Genomic DNA, 22,862 nt, shown 5'->3' with positions numbered 1-22,862 from the left:
TCGGTTCATAGTGTAGCGCCGATTATGAGATGTACATCACAGAAAACTAAGTTTCACTATTGGATAACTAAAGCACAGAAGAAAGCAACCGTGTCGCGCTGCTTTTTGTCTCCAATCCCGGACTCCGCCCAACTGGGTAGCAGTAACTGTCGTTTTGACGGCTCAAAACGGCAGTTACTGCTACCCAGTTGGGGCCAGTGGGGTTGTGAAAGCTAGCTGCTGATGCCCAGGGCCTCGAGCATCGGACGGAACTTCGCCCATGTCTCGGCCAACTCGGCTTCCGGCTGGGAACCGTCAACGATGCCGCAGCCGGCATACAACCGGACCGTGTCCGGCGCTTCGATCACCGCGCCGCGGAGGGCGATGCCCCACTCGCCGTTGCCGGCGGCGTCGAGCCAGCCGACCGGCCCGGCGTACGGGCCGCGGTCCAGGTGTTCCAGCTTGCGGATCAGCGCTCCGGCCACCTGTGTGGGGGTGCCACAGACCGCCGCCGTGGGGTGCAGCGCGTTGATCAGCGCAAGGCAGGTGGGCACATGGCCTTCCACCTCCGTGAGTTCGGCCTTGACGTCCGAAGCCAGGTGCCACACGTTGGGCAGTTCCAGGATGAAGGGCTCGTCATGGGCGTTCATCGCCTCCGAGAACGGCGCCAGCTGCGAAGTCAGCGACTGGATGGCGATCTCGTGCTCGTGCCGCTGCTTTTCGGACCCGGCGAGGACGCGGGTGGCAAAGTCCATCGGAATGCCGTCCTCGCCATGCGCGTCACGGCGGTCAAGGGTCCCGGCCAGCACCCGGGCCTGCGCGGTCCGGCCTTCCACCTGGATCAGCATTTCCGGGGTGGCCCCCACCAGTCCGTCAACGCCGTAGGTCCAGCATTCGCGGTACCGCGCCGACAGTTCGCGCAGCACCTTTGCCGCGTTCACGCCTGCCGGCAGTGTGGCCACAACGTCGCGCGCCAGGACCAGTTTCTCCAGCGCGCCGGTGCGGATCTCCGCCACCCCCGCGCTGACGGCCTCCATCCAGGCCTCCTCGCTCAGCGACCCGGTGTGCAGCGTCGCGCCGGCGGCCAAAGGGAGTGGTCGTACGACGGCGCCGCCCGCCTCGGCAGCACCGCGGCCCGAGGTGCCGTCCCCGGCCGGGTCCGCTGCCGCCGTCGTGCTTTCCGGAGCGGAGCCGCCGGAACCCCCTGAACCGCCGCTGAGCCAGCGGTCCAGCGCGGCGAGGGCGCTCTGTTCGGTGAGGTCGCCGTCGTCGAACGTCAGCTGGGTGACCCAGGCCCGGCCGTCCCGGACGCCGACCACCAGTTCCGGCACAATCAGGCGCGACTCATGCGCGGAGGTCTTGGAAAAGGCGAAGGAGCCGAATGCGACAGGTCCGGTGCCGGGCAGCCCAACCAGGTCGGTGATGTCCGCTTCGATGACCAGGTGGCGCCACCAGATGTCGGCCTCGAGGAACCGTTCGGGTCCGGTCGCGGTGAAACGCGTGATCTCCCCGAAGCCGGCCAGGCCGGACTCGCGGCGGGTCCAGCAGAGGACGTCGTCCCGCACCAGAAACGAAGGCAGCCCCCCGGGGAATGCTTTGCCATCCAGGGGGACTGTCAAGGTGCGGAACGTGCTCGTCATGATGAGACAACACTACTCCGGACAGCAATCAGGCCGTCCGCGGCGGCATCGTACGACATTCGGGCCGGCGCCGTCAGTCATGCGTGCGGTGGTCAGGGCCCTGCCGAACATTTGAGACAATGTCATGGTGAACCGAGCATCCTTGGATAAGCGTCCGGACGAAGTAGCCACCATGTTTGACGACGTCGCACCGAAGTACGACGTCGTGAACGATGTCCTGTCCATGGGGCAGACCCGCCGCTGGCGCAAGGTAGTGGTGGAAGCCATGGAGGTTTCCAAAGGCCAGCGCGTCCTCGACCTGGCGGCCGGCACCGGAACCTCGAGCGAGCCGTATGCCGATGCAGGCATAGATGTTGTGGCATGCGACTTTTCGCTCGGGATGCTCAAGGTGGGCAAGCGCCGCCGCCCGGACATCGACTTCATCGCCGGCGACGCCACCAACCTGCCGTTCGCGGACAACTCGTTCGACGCCACCACCATCTCCTTCGGCCTGCGGAACGTCAACGAGCCCAAGAAGGCCCTGCAGGAAATGCTCCGGGTCACCAAGCCCGGCGGACGGCTGGTCATCGCCGAGTTCTCCCAGCCCGTGGTCCCGCTGTGGCGCACCATGTACACCGAATACCTGATGCGCGCCCTGCCGGCCATCGCCACCAAGGTCGCTTCCAACCCGGACGCCTACGTCTACCTCGCCGAGTCAATCCGCGCCTGGCCGGACCAGGACCACCTGGCCGCATGGCTGCAGGAGGCCGGCTGGGACAACGTGAACTACCGGAACCTGACCGGCGGAATCGTGGCGGTCCACCGCGCCTTCAAGCCCGTTGACGCTTCGAATGGGGCCGCCGCTGCCATTGCCGCCCACAAGGGCCCGGTGGCCAAGCTGCGCCGCAACATCGTCCGCTGATCGCGTGAAAGTACTGATTGTCGGCGCGGGCCCGGCTGGCTCCACCGCCGCGTACTACCTGGCCAAAGCCGGTGTGGACGTCACGGTCCTGGAGAAGACGAGCTTTCCCCGGGAGAAGGTGTGCGGCGACGGGCTCACACCCCGCGCCGTCCGCGAGATCCAGAAGCTCGGCCTGCCGCACCCCGAAAACGACGGCTGGCGGCGCAACAAGGGGCTGCGCCTGATCGCCGGCGGCCGCACCATCGAACTGCCCTGGCCCGAGGTCTCCGACTTCCCGCAATACGGCCTCATCCGCACCCGGCTCGGCTTCGACGAGGAACTCGCCCGGCACGCCGGGGCCGCCGGTGCCACCATTCTTGAGCGGCACAGCGTCACCGACGCCCTCCACGCGGAGGACGGCCGCGTCACCGGTGTCCGCGCAGCGCTCCTGGACGGGGCCGGACGCAAGACGGGGGAGACGCGCGACTTTCGCGCCGACGTCGTGCTCGCTGCCGACGGCAACTCCACCCGCACCGCCGTGTCCCTCGGCATACAGAAGCGCGACGACCGCCCCCTCGGCGTCGCCGTCCGCACCTACTTCACCTCCCCGCGCACAGACGACGACTGGATGGAGGGCTGGCTCGAGCTCCCCGGCCGCGACGGCAAGCTGCTTCCCGGCTACGGCTGGGTGTTCGGCGTCGGCGACGGCACCTCGAACGTTGGCCTCGGCATCCTGAACTCGTCCAAGGAATTCGGCAAGCTCGACTACAAGCAGGTCCTGCGCGAATGGACCGCCGGCATGCCCGCCGAATGGGGCTTCACGCCGGAGAACCAGGTGGGTGAAATCCGCGGCGCCGCCCTGCCGATGGGCTTCAACCGCACCCCGCACTACTCGCCGGGTCTGCTCCTCCTGGGCGACGCCGGCGGCATGGTCTCGCCGTTCAACGGCGAAGGCATCTCCTACGCCATGGAGTCCGCGCGGTTCGCCGCAGAGTTCATCATCGACGCCTCCGCCCGCCTGGCCTCCTCGGGCGGGACGTACGACGCCGACGCGCACCTCGCGCGGTACGCGGACTACGTGCGGGACCAGTGGGGACGCCACTTCACGCTGGGCAGGGTGTTTGCCGCGCTGATCGGCAAACCGGCCGTGATGAAACTCGCGCTCCGGACCGGCATGCCCGTCCCGGTGCTGATGCGGTTCGTGGTGCGGCTCCTGGCCAACCTCACGGACCCGTCGGCCAGGGGCGTTGAGGACCGGATGATCCGGATCCTCGAGGCGCTGGTCCCGGCCACGTCCAACAGCCCATCGGCTTCGAATCAGCGGTATCCGCAACAAAAAGTTAGGGTTAACCCGTGACCAACCCCGCAGACCACAGCTGGACCCATGCCGGACACGGCCTGACCGACGCTGAACCATCGCTCAACACCAGCGCCATCGCCACCGGACTCCAGCTGCCCGCGGGCTTCGCCGCCATCGCCGGAGACCCTGAACTGGGACCGGCCATCACCACCAACCTGGCCAAGGTGGAGAAGAAGCTCCGCGAGGCCATCGCCAACTCGGATCCGCTGGCTGACGCAACGTCGCGCCACCTGGTGGAAGCCGGCGGCAAGCGGATCCGGCCGCTGCTGACCCTGCTGTGTGCACACCTCGGTGACGCGTCGCTGCCCGCCGTGGTGCAGGCCGCCGTCGTGGTGGAACTGACGCACCTGGCCACCCTGTACCACGACGACGTCATGGACTCCGCCCCGTTCCGCCGCGGTGCCCCCACCGCGCACGAGGTATGGGGCAACTCCGTGGCCGTACTCACCGGGGACCTGATCTTTGCCCGCGCATCCATCCTGGTGTCCGAGCTTGGCGGCCGGGCCCTGGGCATCCAGGCGCGCACCTTCGAGCGGCTGTGCCTGGGCCAGCTGCACGAAACTGTTGGTCCGCGGCCCGATGAAGACCCGGTGGAACACTACCTGTCCGTCATCGCCGACAAGACCGGCTCCCTGGTTGCCGCGTCGGGCCAGCTCGGCGCCATCTTCTCCGGCGCCGATGAGGCTTTCGAGAAGGTGCTGGTCGAATACGGCGAGAAGGTCGGGGTGGCCTTCCAGCTCGCCGATGACGTCATCGACGTGACCGGCGTCAAGGTGAAGTCCGGCAAGTCCCCGGGTACGGACCTGCGCGAAGGGGTCCCCACCCTGCCCGTGCTGCTCCTGCGGAAGGCTGCCGAGGATGGCGACCAGTCCGCCGTCGAACTCCTCCGCCTGATCGACGGCGACCTGTCGTCCGACGAGGCACTGGCCGAAGCCGTTGCCGGGCTGCGCGAGCACCCCGTGACAGCGGAATCCTGGGTTGTCGCGCGCTCCTGGGCCGATGAGGCCATCGCGGCGCTGGCGCCGCTGCCCGAAGGCGTGGTCAAGGATTCGCTGTCCAACTTCGCTCTGGCCGTGGTGGACCGCGCCAGCTGATTCCCGACGCAGAAAGAAGCCCGGCTCCCCCCAGGTGCCGGGCTTCTTTCTTGCCCCGTTAACTTGATAGCCCCGGTCTCCAGCAACCGGGATTGCTGTGAACCGGGGCTATCTCTCCGTTCGCATCAGACCCGCCGGAGGCGTTTAGCGGATCCGTGAACAGCTTATGACAAATCTGTCACAGATTGCAAGCGTGAATTTACTGCTTGTGTCACGATGTTTTCTGGACCTTCGTCAGTCGTCGCGGGGCGCATTGGAGCCCTGCTTCACGATCTGGCCCTGGTGCGGCGGCGTGTCCGTGTCGAAGTGCCCTAGGACGGCCGGCTTTCCCACATAGCTCACTGCCGCCCTCGCCCTCGGTGACTCGCTAAACCACCATGAGCTCATGGAAATCGAGGCTTATCTTCTTGGCAGGGGAGGCGTTGCCAGGACTACCCACCTCCGCCGAGTAGGAATCTCACGAACGCGGCTGGACAAAGCGCTGGAGGCTGGCCGTATCGTCAGGCTCCGCCGGGGCCTCTACAGTCTGCCTGATGCAGCCGGCCCGCTCGGCCTGGCGATGCGGCACAACGCACTCCTGACCTGCCTCTCTGCTGCCCCCACCTACAGGTTGTGGACCTTGAAGGACGCCGCGGTGATCCATCTGGCGCCCGGACACAAAAAGTCGGTGGCAGGAACCGTGTCGCACGGGCGCATCCTGCATCCCGTCCACCCCTGGCTGCCGGTTGCGGGGCTGGCCGACGTGCTGATCCATGCGTTGCACTGCCTGCCGGTTGTGGAGTCCCTCGCGCTGGTCCAGTCCGCTGCGCAACGGGGAGATATCACCGTGGAGTTCCTGCGACGGAAGCTGCCCGGCAACAGGAACGCCCGGGCCAGGGCCGTCCTGGACCATGTGATTCCTCGAGCCGATTCGATTCTCGAGGTGCTGGCCAACTACCACTTCCGAAACGCCGGGCTGCAGGTCCGCAGGCATGTGGAGCTTCCCGGCGTGGGGAGGTTGATTTCCTGATTGAGGAGTGCCTCGTGGTGGAAACCGACGGTGCCACGCACCTGGAGCCCTGCCAGGTCAAGAAGGACAGGTCCCGCAACAACGCCACCGTCGTCGGGGGACGCCTCTGCCTCAGGTTTGGCTACCCCGAGGTGGTCCATGAGCCACAGCGGATGGTCGCCCAGGTCCTGGCAGTACTTGAGCAGAGCCGAAGGGGAGCCTTCAGCGCGAGGTGAGTCCCGCCGTCGGGAGGCACTTCGACGCGCACCAAGCAGGATCCAGGCTCAAACTACGGCGTGTCCGTGTCAATGTGCCCCCGGAAGGCCGGGGCAAACCTGAAGGGGAGCCTACTCCTCGTCCTCGAAAGCCCACTCGAACATGTCGAAGACGAACTCGGAGAACGTGCCTTCCTCGGACTTCCACTGGCCGCGGGCGTTGTTGCGGCGGTACACGATGGGGTCCGGGATGCTGAGGTCGCCCACGCGGAAACCCCAGGTGTATTCCTCGTCCTCATCCTCGAGGAACATCAGGAAACCTTCGTCGTCGACTTCCAGCTCGTCCGGGTCCCAGAAGTAGTGGTAGGCCTCCATGAGGTCCTCGCAGCCGCCGACGGCCAGGTAGAACTCGCGCAGGACCAGCGGAATCTGGAACTGGTGTTCGGCAAGGGCCTTGTCCAGCTCCTCGGAGGACAGCCCGTCCTCGACCTGCCATTCATCCTCGAGATACTTCGGAACCAGCGCACGGAATTTCTCGAGGAACATGTCAGTCATGCTCATATCCTAGCTAATCGAAACCCCGCGATTCGCCGTGCGGAGAGCCCGTCCGGTGCCACCCGCGGACGGCCAGCGGCACATACCAGTACCGCCGCCACGCCACCACCCTGAACGTAAAAACGATGGCCGCCACCGCACACGCCGTGAACGCATTAAACAGACCCGTCACCCACAGAACTGAGGTCAGGGCGGCACCGGTGAACGCCGGCAGCGCATACAGGTCCCGGTTGTTGAACAGCTGGGGAACCTCATTGGCGGTGATGTCGCGCAGGAGTCCGCCGCCCACTGCGGTCGCCACGCCCAGGAGGACAGCCGCCAGCGGGTTCATGCCAAAGGACAGCGCCTTCAAGGTGCCTGTGATGGAGAACAGCCCCAGCCCGCCGGCGTCGAACAGCACCAGCAACGAGGTGTAGCGCTGGACGCTCGAGAACAGGAAGTACACCAGCGCGGTGGCCAGCAGCGGCGGCAGCAGGTATGCCGGGTTCGTGAACGCCGCCGGGACAGTGTTGAGGACGATGTCCCTGATCACGCCGCCGCCCAGGGACACCAGCGAGGCCAGGAGGAGCGAGCCCAGGAGGTCGAACTGCTTCCGTGCGGCCAGCAGGGATCCCGAGACCGCAAAGAAAAAGACACCGGCCAGGTCCAGCCAAACCAGGGCGATGTCAAAAGGGAATGTCATGGAGCGTCCCGGTAATTCAAGAAGGGCGGACAGGGCGGCTCCAACGTTACGCTAGCCCCTATGAACAGCCCCATCATGATCGCCTGCGCCCACGGGACGTCCAACAGCCAGGGAGCCGCGGAGGTCAACGCCCTGCGTGCAGCCATCGCTGGCCTGCGCCCCGGACTCGACGTCCGGGAGGCATACGTGGACGTCCAGCAGCCTGATCTGGTGGACGTGGTGGCCGGCCTGCCCGAGGGGCAGTCCGCCGTCGTTGTTCCGCTGCTGCTCAGCGTGGGCTACCACGTGAAGGTGGATATCGCCCGGGCCGTCAAGAGCCGGCCAGGCAGCGCCGCGGCCGCGCCCCTGGGCCCGGACCCGCGCCTTGCCGCCCTGCTCGACCAGCGGCTGCGCGAGGCCGGCGTCACGGACAACGACGTGATCGTGCTGGCCGCCGCCGGATCCTCCAACCCGAACGCGGCCAAGAGCGTCGAGGAGCTCCTCGGCCAGCTGCAGGAGTTGCGGTCCAACCGGATGGTGGCCGCCTATGGTGCCTCCGCGGAGCCTTCAGTTCCCGACGCCGTCGCGATGCTTCGGGAGGAACTGGAAGGGGGTGCCGGGGCGGGGGAGTCCGCAGGGGCCGTCGACGTCGGCGGGCGCATCGTGATTGCCTCCTACCTCCTGGCGCCAGGCTACTTCCACGACCAGCTGGCCAAGGCCGGTGCCGACCTCGTCACCGAACCCCTGCTGCCGTCCCCCGTGCTCGCCGAGATCGCGCTGGAACGGTACGACGCCGCCGTCGCGAAGGCTCACGAAGCGCCCGCCGAAGCTAGCGTGGCAGAGCCACCTGCAGCCACCGGGGAGGAGGCCGGCGCGCGGCCCGCCGATGCACAGCAGGGTGGCCTGATCAAGGCGCTCCGGCGTTTCGTGACGAAATATTTCCCTAGGTGACTTAGCGTTTCCGGACCCTTTGTGACGCAATTCGGGCGGGACCTACAGTCGATGCATGACTGATACAGCTCTAGCCGGAGCGTCCGCGGACTCCGCTGCCACCAAGCGTCCCGCACGCCCGTCCCGTCCCGCTGCGAAGCCGCACGGGCAGTGGAAAGTTGACGGCAAAACGCCGCTGAACGCCAACGAAACCTGGAAGCAGGAAGACGACGGCCTCAACGTGCGCGAGCGTATCGAGACCATCTACGCCAAAGAGGGCTTCGATGCCATCCCCGGCCAGGACCTGCACGGCCGGTTCCGCTGGTGGGGCCTCTACACCCAGCGCAAGCCCGGGATCGACGGCGGCAAGACCGCAACCCTCGAGCCGCACGAGCTCGAGGACAAGTACTTCATGCTGCGCGTACGGATCGACGGCGGTGCGCTCACCACCGAGCAGCTGCGCGTCATCGGCCAGATCTCCGTGGACTTCGCCCGGGACTCCGCCGACCTCACCGACCGCCAGAACATCCAGCTGCACTGGATCCGGGTTGAGGACATCCCCGAGATCTGGAACCGGCTGGAAGGCGTTGGCCTGTCCACCACCGAGGCCTGCGGCGACGTTCCCCGCGTCATCCTGGGCTCGCCCGTCGCCGGCATCGCCAAGGACGAGATCATCGACCCCACCCCGCTGATTGAGGAACTGGGGGAGCGGTTCATCGGCAACCCGCTGCTGTCCAACCTGCCGCGCAAGTACAAGTCCGCCATCACCGGCCACCCCAGCCAGGACGTGGTCCACGAGATCAACGACTTCGCCCTGGTGGGCGTCCGCCACCCCGAACTTGGCGTCGGCTACGACCTCTGGGCCGGCGGCGCCCTGTCCACCAACCCGATGCTGGGCAAGCGCCTCGGCGCCTTCGTCAAGCCTGAGCAGGCCGCCGACGTGTGGCTCGGCGTCACCAGCATCTTCCGCGACTACGGCTACCGGCGCATGCGCACCAAGGCGCGCCTGAAGTTCCTGATGGCGGACTGGGGTCCGGAGAAGTTCCGCCAGATCCTCGAGGACGAATACCTGGGCTACAAGCTCGCCGACGGCCCCGCCGCACCCAAGCCCACCACCCCCGGTGACCACGTGGGCGTGCACGAGCAGAAGGACGGCAAGTTCTTCATCGGCGCCACTCCGGTGGCCGGCCGGCTGTCCGGCGCCGCGCTGGTCAAGCTCGCCGACACCCTGGAGGCCCGCGGCTCCTACCGGCTGCGCACCACCCCGCACCAGAAGCTCGTTGTTTTGGACGTCGAGAAGGACCAGGTGGAGCCGCTGGTGGCCGAACTGGACGCCCTGGGCCTGTCCGCCCGCCCGTCCGTGTTCCGCCGCGGCACCATCGCCTGCACCGGCATCGAGTACTGCAAGCTGGCCATCGTGGAGACCAAGCACACGGCCGCCACCGCCGTGGCCGAGCTGGAACGCCGCCTGGCCGACCTCGCCGAGTCCGGCCAGCTGCCGCAGGCACTGTCGCTGCACATCAACGGCTGCCCCAACTCCTGCGCCCGCATCCAGACCGCGGACATCGGCCTGAAGGGCATGATGCTTCCCACGCCCGACGGCGACCCCTCCCCGGGCTTCCAGGTCCACTTGGGCGGCGGGCTGGCTAACAACAACCGCGAGGAAGCAGGCCTGGGCCGCACCGTCCGCGGCCTGAAGGTCTACGTCGACGACCTGCCCGACTACGTCGAGCGCGTGGTCCGCACGTTCGTGGCCCAGCGCGCCGAAGGCCAGACCTTCGCCGAGTGGGCCCACGCAGCAGACGAGGAGGCACTGCAGTAATGAGCAAGCACGCACTCGGAGTAGACCCGGTGGCTGCACCCGCCGAGGCATCCGCACAGGTTGAGGCCACGGTGGCAACTGCCGCCCCCAAGCTGCGCTCCAAGGAAGAACTGAAGGCCATTGCCGAGGCCGGCGCCGCCGAGCTCGGCTGGGACGCCCCCGCCCGCGACGTGATCGCCTGGGTGGAGCGGAACTTCGAGATGCCCGCCGTCGCCGTCGCATGCTCCATGGCCGACGCCGTCCTCCCGGCGCTGGTCGCGGACCAGATGCCCGGCGTCGACGTCCTGTTCCTGGAGACCGGCTACCACTTCCCGGAAACCTACGCCACCCGCGACGAGGTCGCCGCAAACCTCCGCGTCAACGTGGTGGACGTGCTTCCGGAAAACACCGTTGAGCAGCAGGACCGCCTGCTCGGCAAGGACCTGTTCGCCCGTGACGCCGCCCAGTGCTGCGCCCTCCGCAAGGTGGCCCCGCTGCAGCGCACCCTCGCCGGCTACGAGCTGTGGTTCACCGGCGTGCGCCGCGACGAGGCCCCCACCCGCACCAACACCCCGCTGGTCACCTGGGACGAGAAGAACGGCCTCGTCAAGGTCAACCCGATGGCCGCGTGGACGTTCGACCAGCTGGTCCAGTACTCCGACGACAACCTCCTGCCCGTCAACCCGCTCCTGTCCCAGGGCTACCCCTCCATCGGATGCCAGCCCTGCACCCGCAAGGTCGCTCCCGGCGAAGACCCCCGCGCCGGCCGCTGGGCAGGAACCAACAAGACAGAATGCGGACTACACGTATGAGCACATCACTAACCGAGGAGACCACCCAGGTGACTGACTCCGCCGTCTCAACCCGACTGAGCAGCCTGGACACCCTCGAATCCGAGGCCATCCACATCATCCGCGAGGTTGTTGCCGAGTTCGAGAAGCCCGCGCTGCTGTTCTCCGGCGGCAAGGACTCCGTGGTGATGCTGCACCTGGCCACCAAGGCATTCTGGCCGGGCAAGGTTCCGTTCCCCGTGCTGCACGTGGACACCGGACACAACTTCCCCGAGGTCATCGACTTCCGCGACCGCACCGTGGAGCGGCTGGGCCTGAAGCTCGTCGTCGGCTCCGTCCAGGAGTTCATCGACCGCGGCGAACTCGCCGAGCGTGCCGACGGCACCCGCAACCCGCTGCAGACCGTCCCGCTGCTGGACGCCATCCAGCAGAACAAGTTCGACGCCGTCTTCGGCGGCGGCCGCCGCGACGAGGACAAGGCCCGCGCCAAGGAGCGCATCCTTAGCCTGCGCGACGAATTCGGCCAGTGGGACCCGCGCAACCAGCGCCCCGAACTGTGGAACCTCTACAACGGCCGCCACACCTTGGGCCAGCACGTCCGTGCGTTCCCCATCAGCAACTGGACCGAGCTGGACATCTGGCGCTACATCGAGCGCGAGAACATCGAGCTGCCCGGCCTGTACTACGCCCACGAACGCGAGGTGTTCGCCCGTGACGGCATGTGGCGCGCAGTGGGCGAGGTGTCCCAGCCGCGCCCCGATGAGGAAGTCATCACCAAGACCGTCCGCTACCGCACCGTGGGCGACATGTCCTGCACCGGCGCCGTCGAGTCCAACGCCTTCACCGTGGCTGACGTCGTGGTTGAAGTCGCCGCCTCCACCCTGACCGAACGTGGCGCCACCCGTGCGGATGACCGCATCTCCGAGGCAGCCATGGAAGACCGCAAGAAGGACGGGTACTTCTAATGACCACCGAAACTGTTTTCTCCGGCGCTGCCGGTGGCTTGGAAACAGCCCTGCCCACCACCCTCTTCCGGTTCGCTACCGCGGGATCGGTCGACGACGGCAAGTCCACTTTGGTGGGCCGCCTCCTCCACGATTCCAAGGCGATCCTCGCCGACCAGCTCGACGCCGTCGCCCGCACCTCGGCCGACCGCGGCTTCGGCGGCGAGAAGGGCGGCATCGACCTCGCCCTGCTGACCGACGGCCTGCGTGCCGAGCGCGAACAGGGCATCACCATCGATGTTGCCTATCGCTACTTCGCCACCGACCGCCGCAGCTTCATCCTGGCCGACTGCCCCGGACACGTGCAGTACACCAAGAACACGGTGACCGGCGCGTCCACCGCGGATGCCGTCGTCGTCCTCATTGACGCCCGCAAGGGTGTGCTGGAGCAGACCCGCCGGCACCTGTCCGTGCTGCAGCTGCTGCGCGTCGCCCACGTGATCGTGGCCGTGAACAAGATCGACCTGGTGGACTTCAGCGAACAGGTGTTCCGCGACATTGAAGCCGACGTGCAGCAGGTGGGCCGCGAACTGGGCCTCGGCTCGGACGGGATTTCCGATCTGCTGGTGGTCCCCGTCTCCGCCCTCGACGGCGACAACGTGGTGGAGCGTTCCGAGCGCACCCCCTGGTACACCGGTCCGGCGCTGCTGGAGGTCCTCGAGACCCTGCCGGCTGCCGACGAACTCGAGAGCCACCTGGAAAGCTTCCGCTTCCCGGTGCAGATGGTCATCCGGCCGCAGGGCGCCCTGGCACCCGACGCCGTGGCCGCCGGCCTGGACGTCGAGGCCTACCGCGACTACCGCGCCTACGCCGGCCAGATCACCGAAGGTTCGGTCAAGGTGGGCGACCAGGTTTCCGTCCTGACCCCCGGGCAGGACCCGCGCACCACCACCGTGGTGGGCATCGACTTCGCCGGGAAGTCCCTGGAGGAAGCCGCAGCCCCGCAGTCCGTGGCCATCCGCCTGGCGGAGGAGTTCGACGTCGCCCGCGGTGACACCATCGCCGCCGCCGGCACCGTCCGGGAAGCCTCCGCCGACCTGTACGCCGCGCTGTGCTGGCTGTCCCCGAAGCCGCTGCGCGAAGGACAGAAGGTCCTGGTCAAGCACGGTACCCGCACGGTCCAGGCGCTGGTCCGCAACGTCTCCGGCAAGCTGGACCTGGCGTCCTTCAAGCTGGAGCCGGCGTCCAACCTGGAACTGAACGACATCGGGCACGCGCAGCTCCGGCTCGCCGCCCCGCTGCCGCTTGAGAACTACCTGCACCACCGCCGAACCGGCGCGTTCCTGGTGATCGATCCGCTGGACGGCAACACGCTGGCCGCGGGCCTGGTCAAGGACCACCCGGGCGACCACGAGGACGAGCGCTACAGCATCTAGCCATCACCGAAATCGCTGGAACGCTGCGAAATCGCCGGAAAACTACGGCGTCCCCGCAGCGTTCCAGCGATTTCGCGTTTTCGGCGAAGCCTTAGCGACGGGGCGCCTCGAGGATGGACTTGAGCCGGTGCAGGTCCTTACGGGTTTCCCGCCGGATCATCGGTGCCATGACCAGCCCAGCCAGCCGCGAGAAACCCGAGGGGCTCCCGGTGTTGCCGAGCGTCATGCGCGTGCCGCCGTCGTCGTCCGCCCATGTGTAGGTGGTCTGCATGGGGAAGGGGCCTTGGGCCGTCCGCATGACCAGCTTCTCGCCGGGGACATACTCCACGAACTCGTAGGTGTAGCTGAGTTCGCGGCCCAGGAACTTCGCGGTGAAGGCCACCTGGGACCCCGGGGCGATCGGGCCGTCCGTCAGCCGCTGGGAACTGTGGATATTCACGTACCACTGCGGCGCGTTGTCCGGATTGGCAGCGTACTCCGCCACCTCCGCCCGCGGCCTGTTGATGTGGATCTGGGTCTGGACGTTCACCATGGTTGCGTCTCCTTGCGGCCGGTTCAGGTGATTGCGGGAGTAGCCTTGAACCCACGTTAGTCCGGACCCGGCGGGAGGCGAAGCATGGAAACCATCAGCCCCAAGCTCCTGAACTGGGCATCCATCCTGGACCCACAGACGCGTGAGCAGGCCGTGAAGACGGCGAGCCTGCCCTTCATCTATCCGCACCTTGCCCTCATGCCGGACGCCCACCTGGGCAAGGGCGCCACCGTGGGCTCCGTGATTCCCACGCTCCGGGCGATCATTCCTGCGGCGGTCGGTGTCGATATTGGCTGCGGCATGATCGCCGTCCGCACCCAATACTCCGTGGAGGACCTGCCCAAGGACCGGAAGAAGATCCGGGAAGACATCGAACGCGTTATCCCGTTGTCCGCCGGGCACAACAACAAGAAGGTGCTCTCCACAGCCGAGCCCCGGATCGCCGAGCTGAAGCGGCTGGCCGCGAAAGCCGGCTTCAACCCGGCCCAGTACGTCGCCCAGTGGGAGCTTCAGCTGGGGTCCCTCGGCTCGGGAAACCACTTCATCGAGATCTGCGCGGACGAGGCGGACGCCGTCTGGCTCTTCCTGCACTCGGGCTCGCGGGGCATCGGGAACAAGATTGCCCAGCACCACATCGGCGTCGCCCAGCACGTCACCCGGAAGAACCAGATCTACCTTCCTGATCCAGACCTCGCCTACCTGGATGAGGGGACGCCGCAGTTTGACCGCTATATCGCCGAGCTCCGCTGGGCACAGCACTTCGCGCTGCTCAACCGCGAGGAAATGATGGACAGGGTCAGCACGCAGTTCGGGCACTGGGTGGGCGGGCCGGTCCACGAACGGGAGCGCATCAACTGCCACCACAACTTCACCCGGCAGGAAACGCATTACGGCAAGCCGGTGTGGGTATCCCGCAAGGGGGCCATCAAAGCCGAGCAGGGCGACCCGGGACTCATCCCCGGATCCATGGGGACGGCGTCCTACGTTGTGGAGGGCCGCGGCAACCCGGCCTCGCTCAATTCGTCACCCCACGGGGCCGGCCGCGAGTACTCCCGGAACGCGGCCCGGAAGACCTTCACCCTGGAGGAGCTGAAGCGGGCCATGCGGGGGATCGAGTTCCGCGCGTCGGAGGCTTTCATCGACGAAATCCCCGCCGCGTACAAGCCGATCGACCAGGTGATGCAGGACGCCTCAGACCTGGTGGCGGTACGGCACAAGCTGCGGCAGCTGGTCAACGTTAAGGGCAATTAACCCGTCACATCCGGGCGGCCACGTGGCCGAATGTGACGCTAGATGACCCTGCGTGACCCCCCGTTTAGGCTTCATTGAACGGGAATATGAGTCTCCCTATGGTGAAACAATGACTAGTTCCAAGCCCGGGATGACCCGCATCGTGGCAGGCGAAAGCGCGGTACCCAAGCGCAAGCGTGCCATTGAGGCCGCCCTCGCCGTGGGACTGGTCCTGCTGATCGTGGTTGGGGCCGTCGTCGCGTCCACGGTTTCCCGCAACGCCGAGGCCCGGGCCGTGGAGCCAGCCCCGGCCGGGGAGCTCAAACTCGGGTACTTCGGCAACGTCACGCATGCCCCCGCGCTGGTGGGAATCAAGGAAGGCTTCCTCGCCGAAGCGCTCGGAAACACCACGCTGAACACTGAGACTTTCAACGCCGGACCTGCGGCCATTGAGGCGCTGAACGCCGGCGCCATCGATGCCGCGTACATCGGCCCGAACCCGGCGATCAACTCGTACGTGAAGAGCTCAGGTGAATCGGTCCGGATCATCGCCGGGGCCGCGGCGGGCGGTGCCCAGCTCGTGGTCAAACCGGAGATCTACTCCGCAGCGGACCTGAAAGGCAAGACCATCGCCTCCCCGCAGCTCGGCGGCACCCAGGACGTGGCCCTGCGCGCCTGGCTGGCAGACCAGGGGTACAAGACCAACGTGGACGGCAGCGGCGACGTCGCCATCAACCCCACCGAGAATGCCCAGTCCCTGAAGCTTTTCCAGGACGGAAAGCTCGACGGCGCGTGGCTGCCTGAGCCGTGGGCTTCCCGTCTGGTGCTCCAGGCCGGGGCCAAGGTGCTGGTGGACGAAAAGGACCTCTGGGACGGGACAGGGACGGGCAAGCCCGGCGAGTTCCCGACCACGGTCCTGATTGTGAACCAGAAGTTCGCCGCAGCCCACCCCGAGACCGTCAAGGCCCTCCTCGCCGGCCACGCAAAGTCTGTGGCCTGGCTGAACGAAGCCCCAGCGGACCAGAAAGCCACCGTCATCAACTCGGCCCTTCAGGAGTCCGCGGGCGCCGCCCTGGCCGAGGACGTCCTGTCCCGGTCACTGGCCAACATCACCTTCACCCTTGATCCGCTGGCCGGAGGATACCCGCGGCTGCTGCAGGACGGCGTCGAGGCCGGCACCACCAAGCAGGCCGACATCAACGGTCTCTTCGACCTCCGGCCGCTCAACGAGGTCGCCGGCACCAGCAAGATTTCAGCTGCCGGCCTCGGCCAGGACTGATCCACCTACTACCTAAAGGACGGCACCATGCCAGTCGTACTGGAACACCTGGGGAAGCGCTTCGGCGACGGCGCCCCGGTACTGGACGACGTCAACGCCAACATCGGGAAGGGCGAGTTCGTCGCCCTCCTCGGTGCCTCCGGCTGCGGCAAGTCCACCCTGCTGAACATCATCGCGGGACTGGAGGCGCCGTCGTCGGGCGCCCTCGAAGTACCCAGCGACGGTGCCGCCTTTATGTTCCAGGACGCGGCGCTCTTCCCCTGGCTGACCGCCCGGGAAAACATCGAACTGGCCCTGAAGCTGCGCGGCGTGGGCAAGGCCGAGCGGCGGGCCAAGGCGCAGGAACTCCTTGAACTGGTTCACCTCGGCGCTGCGGGGGACAAGCGCCCGCACGAGCTGTCCGGCGGCATGCGCCAGCGCGTCTCGCTGGCCCGTTCGCTGGCCCAGGACCGGCAGTTGCTGCTCATGGATGAGCCGTTCGCCGCCCTCGACGCCATCACCCGCGACCTGCTGCATGACGAGCTTGAGCGCATCTGGAGGGAAACCGGGCGCACCATCGTCTTTGTGACCCACAACGTCCGCGAGGCCGTCCGCCTGGGCCAGCGCGTGCTGCTGCTTTCGTCCCGTCCCGGCAGGGTGGTCGAGGAGTGGGCCGTGACTGAGGAACACCGTACCGACGCCGGGCTTGCCGGCCAGCTGACCGGGGTCATCACCGCCCGGCTCCGTGAGGAGATTCGCCGCCATGCCAAGTAATCCCACACCGCTCGCCGAAACCGAGCCGGCGGTTGAGCCTGTCCGAAGCCGGGAGCACGTGCATGCGGCCTTGACCCGGACGTCCACCGGGAAAGAGGACCTGCGGGAACTCGAGTCCGGGCTTGATTCCCTGCAGTCCGACGCCGAGCGCAAGCACCGCGTCGAATGGAGCCGGATCCTCCTGCCGGTCGCTGCCCTGGTCGTCCTGGTGCTGGTCTGGCAGTTCTACGTGTCGCTCGGTGTAAAGCGCCGCGACCTGGTGCCAGGTCCGCTGGACGTCGCCACCCAGATGGGCGTGCTCTGGAACGAGGGGAAGCTGCAGGAAGCCGTGTGGACCTCGCTGCAGCGCGGCCTGGTGGGCTTCCTCATTTCGGTGGCCATCGCCACCCCGGTGGGGCTGCTGCTTGCACAGGTGGCGCCGCTGCGCCGGGCTTTCGGACCGCTGATCTCGGGCCTGCAGGTCCTGCCGTCCGTGGCGTGGGTGCCCGCCGCGATCATCTGGTTCGGCCTCACCGATGCCACGGTCTACTTCGTCGTGTTCATGGGTGCCATCCCGTCGATCATCAACGGGCTCATCTCCGGCGTGGACCAGATCCCGCCGCAGTACCGCCGGGTTGGGACTGTCCTGGGCGCCAACCGCCTGCAGATGGCGTTGCAGGTGATCCTTCCGGCCGCACTGCCCGGATACTTGGGCGGCCTGAAGCAGGGCTGGGCGTTCTCCTGGCGGTCCCTGATGGCCGCGGAAATCATCGCCGTGGGCGGCACCATCGGCTTCGGCCTGGGCTCGTTGCTGGACCAGGGCCGGGTCCTCTCCGACATGACCGTGGTGATGTCGGCGATCCTGCTGATCCTGGGCGTCGGCATCCTGATCGAGCTGCTGGTTTTCGGCCCTGTCGAGAAGCGGCTGCTGCGCCGCCGCGGGCTCCTGGCGGGCAGCACCCGCTAGCCCCGCACCGTCCCAGCGCACCGCACCGGTGCGACTTTCAGAGCCCGACGGCGACCTCCCGCCGTCGGGCTTTGTTGTTTCCTGGCGCTGCCCGTACCGAACCGGGGCACTTCGACACGGACACGCCGGGGGAAAAGGCGGCGTCCGCCCCCGGACCGCCGCAATGTGCCCCACCATGACGGGTACCCTCACACGTGGCAGACTGGCGGCATGACCGTCAGCTTCGTCTGCCGCACCGAATCCGCCTTGCCGCCGGAACGGCTCTTCGACCTGGCCCGCAGCGTCGACCTGCATGTGCAGTCCCAGCAGCGGTCCAAGGAGCGTGCAGTGGCGGGCGTGACCAGCGGGCTGATCGGGGAGGGGCAGGATGTGACCTGGCGGGCGCGGCACTTCGGCATTCCACTCACCATGACCAGCCGCGTCACAGAGTTCAATTTCCCGCACAGCTTCACAGACGAACAGGTGAGGGGCCCCTTCAACGCCTTCCGGCACATCCACCAGTTTCAGGCCACGCCCAATGGCAGCATCATGACCGACCGGGTGGAGTTCACGGCGCCATCCGGCATCCTGGGCCGGGCCGTCGAGCGGCTGGTCCTCGCCCGGTAACTGGAGCGGCTTATCACGGCCCGCGGACGCTACCTCGCCGGCTACGCGAGCCAAACCGGGGCACTTTGACACGGACAGGCCGGAGAACGGTGCAGTGCCCGCCTCGAAGCCAGCCAAAGTGCCCCACGACGGCGGCCGAAATCCTTTGTGACGCAGCGTTACCTTACGTGAACTGGTGTTGCTCGGCCTTTGTGGGCGATTGTGACGCGGCCCTACCGTTGATTCATGGCAATTCAGGATATTTACCCCACGGCGCTGCGGCTGCTTGGCCGTCCCGTGCTGGTGGTGGGCGGCGGACCCGTCGCCGCCCGCCGCGCCAAGGGGCTGCTTGACGCCGGTGCAGTAGTCACCGTCGTGGCTCCCGATGCCTCGCCCGCGCTGCGCGACATGGCCGACGCTGGCCTGCTCACCTGGGCAGCGCGCCCCTATGATCCCAAGGACGTCGACGGCGTCTGGTTCGTCCAAACGGCCACCGGCGATTCCGCCGTGGACGCCCAGGTATCGGCCGACGCTGAGGCACAGCGCATCTGGTGCGTCAACGCCTCCGACCACGAAGCCTCCGCAGCCTGGACCCCCGCGGTCGCCGAGGTGGACGACGTCAAGATCGCCATCAACGCCGGGGGAGACCCGCGCCGCGCCATGGCAGTCCGTGACGCCGTCGCCACCGCCCTGGAGACGGGCGACCTGCCGCTCCGCCGCCGCCGGCCCGCCAAAGTCGGATCCGTTGCCCTCGTGGGCGGCGGCCCCGGCGACACCGGGCTCATCACCGTCCGCGGCCGCCGCCTCCTGGGCCAGGCCGACGTCGTCGTCGCTGACCGTCTCGGCCCCCGCGAACTCCTGAACGAGCTCGCCCCCGACGTCCGCATCATCGAGGTCGGCAAGACCCCCGGCCACCACCCCGTCCCACAGGCGGAGATCAACAGGATCCTCGTCGAGGAAGCCCTCAAGGGCCACCGGGTGGTCCGGCTCAAGGGCGGAGACCCGTACGTCCTGGGCCGCGGCGGGGAAGAAGCCGAACACTGCCGCCGGCACGGCGTTGAAGTGGAAGTGGTCTCCGGCGTCACGTCCGCCATCTCGGTTCCCGCCGCAGCCGGCATCCCGGTCACCCACCGCGGCCTGGCCAAGGGCTTCAGCGTGGTCACTGGCCACGAGGAACTCTCCGAAGTCCCGGCCCGCCCCGACCACACAGTTGTGCTCCTCATGGGGGTTGGCCAGCTCCGGGAATCGGCGTCCGCGCTGGGCGAAGCCGGCCTGCCCGCTGGCACCCCGGTTGGTATCGTGGAGAACGGATATTTGCCGGACCAGCGCGTCACCATTGGCACCCTCGGTTCCATCGCGGACCAGGCCGAGGCGGCCGGCGTCGCAAATCCCGCAGTGATTGTCATCGGTGACGTGGTGCGCGTGAGCCCCTTCGCGCCGTCGCACTTCAAAACCGCTGACTACAGCACCACCACCCCGAACAAGCCCCGAGTCCTTACCAACTAGCCCACACAGAACGAACAAAAGGAACACAGCCGTGTCATCAAGCACCTCCGTAGGTACTGCCGAACGCCCGCTGCGCGTCGCCGTCGTGGGCTCCGGCCCGGCCGGCGTCTACGCCGCGGACATCCTCACCAAGAGCGAAGCCGTCAAGAGCGGCGAACTGTCGGTGAGCATCGACCTGTTTGACCGCTACCCGGCACCCTACGGCCTGATCCGCTACGGCGTCGCCCCGGACCACCCCCGCATCAAGGGCATCGTCAACGCCCTGCACAAGGTCCTGGACCGCGGCGACATCCGTTTCTTCGGCAACGTTGATTACGGCACGGACCTCACCATCGAGGACCTCCGCACCCACTACGACGCCGTCATCTTCGCCACCGGCGCCATCAAGGACGCGGACCTGAACATCCCCGGCATCGAGCTGGAGGGCTCCTACGGCGGCGCCGACTTCGTTTCCTGGTATGACGGCCACCCGGACGTCCCGCGTGAATGGCCGCTCGAAGCCAAGGAAATCGCCGTCATCGGCAACGGCAACGTGGCCCTGGACGTCGCCCGCGTCCTGTCCAAGCACGCCGACGACCTGCTGGTCTCCGAGATCCCGGACAACGTCTACGCCGGCCTGAAGGCCTCCCCGGTCACGGACGTCCACGTCTTCGGCCGCCGCGGCCCGGCACAGGTGAAGTTCACCCCGCTGGAGCTGCGCGAGCTGTCCCACTCCAAGGACGTGGACATCATCCTGTACCCGGAGGACTTCGAGTTCGACGAGGAATCGGACCGCCAGATCCAGACCAACAACCAGACCAAGACCATGGTCGGCACGCTCACCAACTGGATTGCCGAGCAGCCCGAGGACCTGTCCGAGCTCAAGGCTTCCCGCCGCCTGCACCTGCACTTCCTGCACAGCCCGGTGGAGATTTATGACGACGCCGAGACGCCGGGCAAGGTGGCCGGCATTAAGTTCGAGCGCACCGAGCTGGACGGCACGGGCAACGCCCGCGGCACCGGCGAGTTCGTGGACTACCCGGTCCAGGCCGTGTACCGCGCCATCGGCTACTTCGGTTCCGCCCTGCCGGAGATCGAGTTCGACCACAAGAAGGGTGTCATCCCGAACGACGGCGGCCGCGTCCTCGACGCCACCGGCAGCCACGTGCCGGGCGTCTACGCCACCGGCTGGATCAAGCGCGGACCGGTCGGCCTCATCGGCCACACCAAGGGCGACGCCCTGGAGACCGTGACCTACCTGCTGGAGGACCGCGAAAACCTGCCGTTCGCTGCGGTTCCCGCGGAAGACGCCGTCGTCGATCTGCTCGACGCCCGCGGTGTCCAGTTCACCACTTGGGAAGGCTGGCTGGCCCTGGACGCCCACGAGCTCGCACTCGGTGCCGCCGCAACCGAGGCCGGCGGCTCCCATGGTGTCGAGGTCAAGCGTGAGCGCATCAAGGTGGTCCCGCGCGAGGATATGGTTGCCATCTCCCGCGACGGTGTAGCCGCGCAGGTCTAGGACCAAAATCAAGGGATCCCGGACCACTGGTTCCGGGATCCCTTGATTTAACGGCCTGCCCCGCCGGCCGCCATCAGTTCCAGCCGCTGGAGCGTTTCCCGGTTGCGCACGTTGATGGTGGCGTCGCGCAGGATCTTGGGGACCAGCTTCCCGGGTCCCCGGATGGCGTCTTCTGCGATGGTCACCAGGCACTGGTCCCCCCGGTCCTCGAGCGTGATCACCACCTTGGCCTCACCCATGGGCCAACCACGAGCCACCAGCTCCAAAGTGCGCTCCGGTTCGGCGAGGGTCACCCGTGAACTGTCGTTGATCACGAACGGCCACGCGCCGACGGAGTGGTGCAGCCGGGCTCCGGCCTGCGGCCAGGTGTCGTCCACGGCACGGATCCGGGAGGCCCCCACCACCCAGCCGGAATACAGCCAGCCGTCGGAGAGTACCCGCCAGACATCGGCGGCGGGGGAGTTGAACAGCCTGGACACGGTGGACATGTTGTTCCTTCCTGTTTCGTGGGTGCCGGCGCGGGCCTGGGCAGAGCGGACGACGGCGGCGGGCGGCCTCCGCTGTGCCGCATGGTAGGAGCGCTCCCGCAGCCGGCGGGTCCAGGCATACGTGCCGGCGCCGGGCGGGGGGTGCTCGAGGGGGTTGAAGCGCAGCGGAGTGTCCCCGGGATGCGCGCCCGCATGGAGCCGGAGTTCGCCGCAGGGGCGCCACCGTCCGGCCGGGCGGGCCCAGTAGAGCTCGAGGACCCATTCTCCGGAGGACAGTGAACCCGCTGGAAGGCTGCCGGTCCGCAGGCCCAGCAGCACCGGCCCGTGCCGGCCTTTGTACGGCATCAGGGTGGTCAAGGTGGCGCCGTCCACGTCGAGCCGGGGCCGCAGCAGGAACCGCCAGGGCAGGTGCCAGCCCGTGGAGGCGAACAGGACATGCGCCGGCGCGCCGCCTTCCGGGGTAACCCGGAGCGCGAGCCCCAGGATGTCCGGCAAAGCCTGCGGCAGGCCTACTGACCGGGAGAACCGGGCCTCCACGTCGTCCACCCCGGGAGTGTCAAGCCAGTCCAGGCCGCTCGGTTCGAACGGGTTGCCGGTCCTGGCCAGCTCCCCGGTGAGCCCCAAACCGTTCGGATGGATGGGCCGGTCCGGCCGGGCAAGCTTCAGGATCCGGAACAGCCCGGCAAAGGCACCACCTGCCACTTCGGCAGCCGCCGGTAGGGCGTTGTCGGCCGGCTGGTCAGTCATCGCGTGCCTCATGCTTCCTTCCTA

The 22,862-nt window shown here is 67.5% G+C and carries 23 protein-coding genes; 17 read left to right on the top strand and 6 right to left on the bottom strand.

Going from position 1 to position 22,862, the window contains the following annotated elements:
- Positions 1-212: 212 nt before the first annotated feature.
- Positions 213-1,619, bottom strand: coding sequence for an isochorismate synthase (locus ACYQ1Z_RS08795; protein WP_459792133.1), 1,407 nt, complete (start codon positions 1,617-1,619; stop codon positions 213-215).
- A 127-nt stretch (positions 1,620-1,746) separates the two neighbouring features.
- On the opposite strand from ACYQ1Z_RS08795, the gene ACYQ1Z_RS08790 reads away from it, so the two are divergent.
- The 3 genes from ACYQ1Z_RS08790 to ACYQ1Z_RS08780 are packed head-to-tail and all read left to right on the top strand — an operon-like array spanning position 1,747 to position 4,953.
- Positions 1,747-2,520, top strand: coding sequence for a demethylmenaquinone methyltransferase (locus ACYQ1Z_RS08790; RefSeq protein WP_459792132.1), 774 nt, complete (start codon positions 1,747-1,749; stop codon positions 2,518-2,520).
- 4 nt (positions 2,521-2,524) lie between these two features.
- Entirely contained in the window at positions 2,525-3,856 is a 1,332-nt protein-coding gene (locus ACYQ1Z_RS08785; protein WP_459792131.1) for a geranylgeranyl reductase family protein, read from the top strand.
- Complete coding sequence (locus ACYQ1Z_RS08780) at positions 3,853-4,953, top strand: polyprenyl synthetase family protein (protein WP_459792130.1); 1,101 nt, start codon at positions 3,853-3,855, stop codon at positions 4,951-4,953. Before ACYQ1Z_RS08785 ends, ACYQ1Z_RS08780 begins: the two co-directional genes overlap by 4 nt.
- 234 nt (positions 4,954-5,187) lie before the next feature.
- On the opposite strand, the gene ACYQ1Z_RS08775 is transcribed toward ACYQ1Z_RS08780, so the two are convergent.
- Positions 5,188-5,340: a hypothetical protein gene (locus ACYQ1Z_RS08775; RefSeq protein ID WP_459792129.1), complete on the bottom strand. Its 153-nt coding sequence runs from the start codon at positions 5,338-5,340 to the stop codon at positions 5,188-5,190.
- Between ACYQ1Z_RS08775 and ACYQ1Z_RS08770 the strand changes: the two genes are divergently transcribed.
- Together ACYQ1Z_RS08770 and ACYQ1Z_RS08765 are read left to right on the top strand one after the other, a co-directional pair.
- Positions 5,339-5,962: a type IV toxin-antitoxin system AbiEi family antitoxin domain-containing protein gene (locus tag ACYQ1Z_RS08770; RefSeq protein ID WP_459792128.1), complete on the top strand. Its 624-nt coding sequence runs from the start codon at positions 5,339-5,341 to the stop codon at positions 5,960-5,962. The two genes, ACYQ1Z_RS08775 and ACYQ1Z_RS08770, sit on opposite strands and share 2 nt — an antisense overlap.
- 14 nt (positions 5,963-5,976) lie before the next feature.
- A complete protein-coding gene (locus tag ACYQ1Z_RS08765) occupies positions 5,977-6,177 on the top strand; it encodes a DUF559 domain-containing protein (protein WP_459792127.1) in 201 nt (66 codons plus the stop codon).
- 111 nt (positions 6,178-6,288) lie between these two features.
- On the opposite strand, the gene ACYQ1Z_RS08760 is transcribed toward ACYQ1Z_RS08765, so the two are convergent.
- Together ACYQ1Z_RS08760 and ACYQ1Z_RS08755 are read right to left on the bottom strand one after the other, a co-directional pair.
- On the bottom strand, positions 6,289-6,711 hold the full coding sequence (locus ACYQ1Z_RS08760; protein ID WP_459792126.1) for a hypothetical protein: 423 nt from the start codon (positions 6,709-6,711) through the stop codon (positions 6,289-6,291).
- A gap of 13 nt (positions 6,712-6,724) precedes the next feature.
- A complete protein-coding gene (locus ACYQ1Z_RS08755) occupies positions 6,725-7,393 on the bottom strand; it encodes a trimeric intracellular cation channel family protein (protein ID WP_459792125.1) in 669 nt (222 codons plus the stop codon).
- 60 nt (positions 7,394-7,453) lie between these two features.
- Here ACYQ1Z_RS08755 and ACYQ1Z_RS08750 point away from each other — a divergent pair, with 60 nt between their 5' ends.
- Genes ACYQ1Z_RS08750 through ACYQ1Z_RS08730 form a run of 5 tightly spaced genes read left to right on the top strand, consistent with a single transcriptional unit; the run spans position 7,454 to position 13,274 of the window.
- Entirely contained in the window at positions 7,454-8,323 is an 870-nt protein-coding gene (locus ACYQ1Z_RS08750) for a sirohydrochlorin chelatase (protein ID WP_459792124.1), read from the top strand.
- A 55-nt stretch (positions 8,324-8,378) separates the two neighbouring features.
- The gene (locus tag ACYQ1Z_RS08745; protein ID WP_459792123.1) at positions 8,379-10,124 is read left to right on the top strand and encodes a nitrite/sulfite reductase; all 1,746 of its coding nucleotides are present in this window, start codon (positions 8,379-8,381) and stop codon (positions 10,122-10,124) included.
- Entirely contained in the window at positions 10,124-10,915 is a 792-nt protein-coding gene (locus ACYQ1Z_RS08740; protein WP_459792122.1) for a phosphoadenylyl-sulfate reductase, read from the top strand. Before ACYQ1Z_RS08745 ends, ACYQ1Z_RS08740 begins: the two co-directional genes overlap by 1 nt.
- Entirely contained in the window at positions 10,912-11,859 is a 948-nt protein-coding gene (gene cysD / locus ACYQ1Z_RS08735) for a sulfate adenylyltransferase subunit CysD (RefSeq protein WP_459792121.1), read from the top strand. Before ACYQ1Z_RS08740 ends, cysD begins: the two co-directional genes overlap by 4 nt.
- The gene (locus tag ACYQ1Z_RS08730; RefSeq protein WP_459792120.1) at positions 11,859-13,274 is read left to right on the top strand and encodes a sulfate adenylyltransferase subunit 1; all 1,416 of its coding nucleotides are present in this window, start codon (positions 11,859-11,861) and stop codon (positions 13,272-13,274) included. The genes cysD and ACYQ1Z_RS08730 overlap by 1 nt, the downstream gene beginning before the upstream one ends.
- A 91-nt stretch (positions 13,275-13,365) precedes the next feature.
- Here the strand turns inward: ACYQ1Z_RS08730 and ACYQ1Z_RS08725 are convergent, their stop codons facing one another.
- A complete protein-coding gene (locus tag ACYQ1Z_RS08725; RefSeq protein ID WP_459792119.1) occupies positions 13,366-13,806 on the bottom strand; it encodes an SRPBCC family protein in 441 nt (146 codons plus the stop codon).
- Positions 13,807-13,890: 84 nt separating this feature from the next.
- Here ACYQ1Z_RS08725 and ACYQ1Z_RS08720 point away from each other — a divergent pair, with 84 nt between their 5' ends.
- The 7 genes from ACYQ1Z_RS08720 (at position 13,891) to ACYQ1Z_RS08690 (ending at position 21,603) form a co-directional block, all read left to right on the top strand.
- Positions 13,891-15,057 (top strand): RtcB family protein, encoded by a 1,167-nt coding sequence (locus tag ACYQ1Z_RS08720; RefSeq protein WP_459792118.1) that lies wholly within the window; start codon positions 13,891-13,893, stop codon positions 15,055-15,057.
- Between the two features lie 130 nt (positions 15,058-15,187).
- Positions 15,188-16,315 carry an ABC transporter substrate-binding protein gene (locus ACYQ1Z_RS08715; protein WP_459792139.1) on the top strand — a complete coding sequence of 376 codons (1,128 nt, stop codon included), beginning with the start codon at positions 15,188-15,190 and terminating at the stop codon, positions 16,313-16,315.
- 27 nt (positions 16,316-16,342) lie between these two features.
- On the top strand, positions 16,343-17,068 hold the full coding sequence (locus tag ACYQ1Z_RS08710) for an ABC transporter ATP-binding protein (protein ID WP_459792117.1): 726 nt from the start codon (positions 16,343-16,345) through the stop codon (positions 17,066-17,068).
- Positions 17,058-18,014 carry an ABC transporter permease gene (locus ACYQ1Z_RS08705; protein ID WP_459792116.1) on the top strand — a complete coding sequence of 319 codons (957 nt, stop codon included), beginning with the start codon at positions 17,058-17,060 and terminating at the stop codon, positions 18,012-18,014. The genes ACYQ1Z_RS08710 and ACYQ1Z_RS08705 overlap by 11 nt, the downstream gene beginning before the upstream one ends.
- Positions 18,015-18,224: 210 nt before the next feature.
- Positions 18,225-18,620, top strand: a complete 396-nt coding sequence (locus ACYQ1Z_RS08700; RefSeq protein WP_459792115.1) for an SRPBCC family protein — start codon at positions 18,225-18,227, stop codon at positions 18,618-18,620.
- Between the two features lie 225 nt (positions 18,621-18,845).
- Positions 18,846-20,105 (top strand): uroporphyrinogen-III C-methyltransferase, encoded by a 1,260-nt coding sequence (cobA, locus tag ACYQ1Z_RS08695; protein ID WP_459792114.1) that lies wholly within the window; start codon positions 18,846-18,848, stop codon positions 20,103-20,105.
- Positions 20,106-20,136: 31 nt separating this feature from the next.
- A complete protein-coding gene (locus ACYQ1Z_RS08690) occupies positions 20,137-21,603 on the top strand; it encodes an FAD-dependent oxidoreductase (RefSeq protein ID WP_459792113.1) in 1,467 nt (488 codons plus the stop codon).
- Between the two features lie 47 nt (positions 21,604-21,650).
- Here the strand turns inward: ACYQ1Z_RS08690 and ACYQ1Z_RS08685 are convergent, their stop codons facing one another.
- Positions 21,651-22,850: an SRPBCC family protein gene (locus ACYQ1Z_RS08685; protein WP_459792112.1), complete on the bottom strand. Its 1,200-nt coding sequence runs from the start codon at positions 22,848-22,850 to the stop codon at positions 21,651-21,653.
- Positions 22,851-22,862: the final 12 nt, after the last annotated feature.

Source organism: Arthrobacter sp. AD-310 (assembly GCF_054656615.1).
The sequence above is the reverse complement of the archived record's forward strand: the minus strand, read 5'-3'. Positions and strand labels throughout refer to the sequence as shown.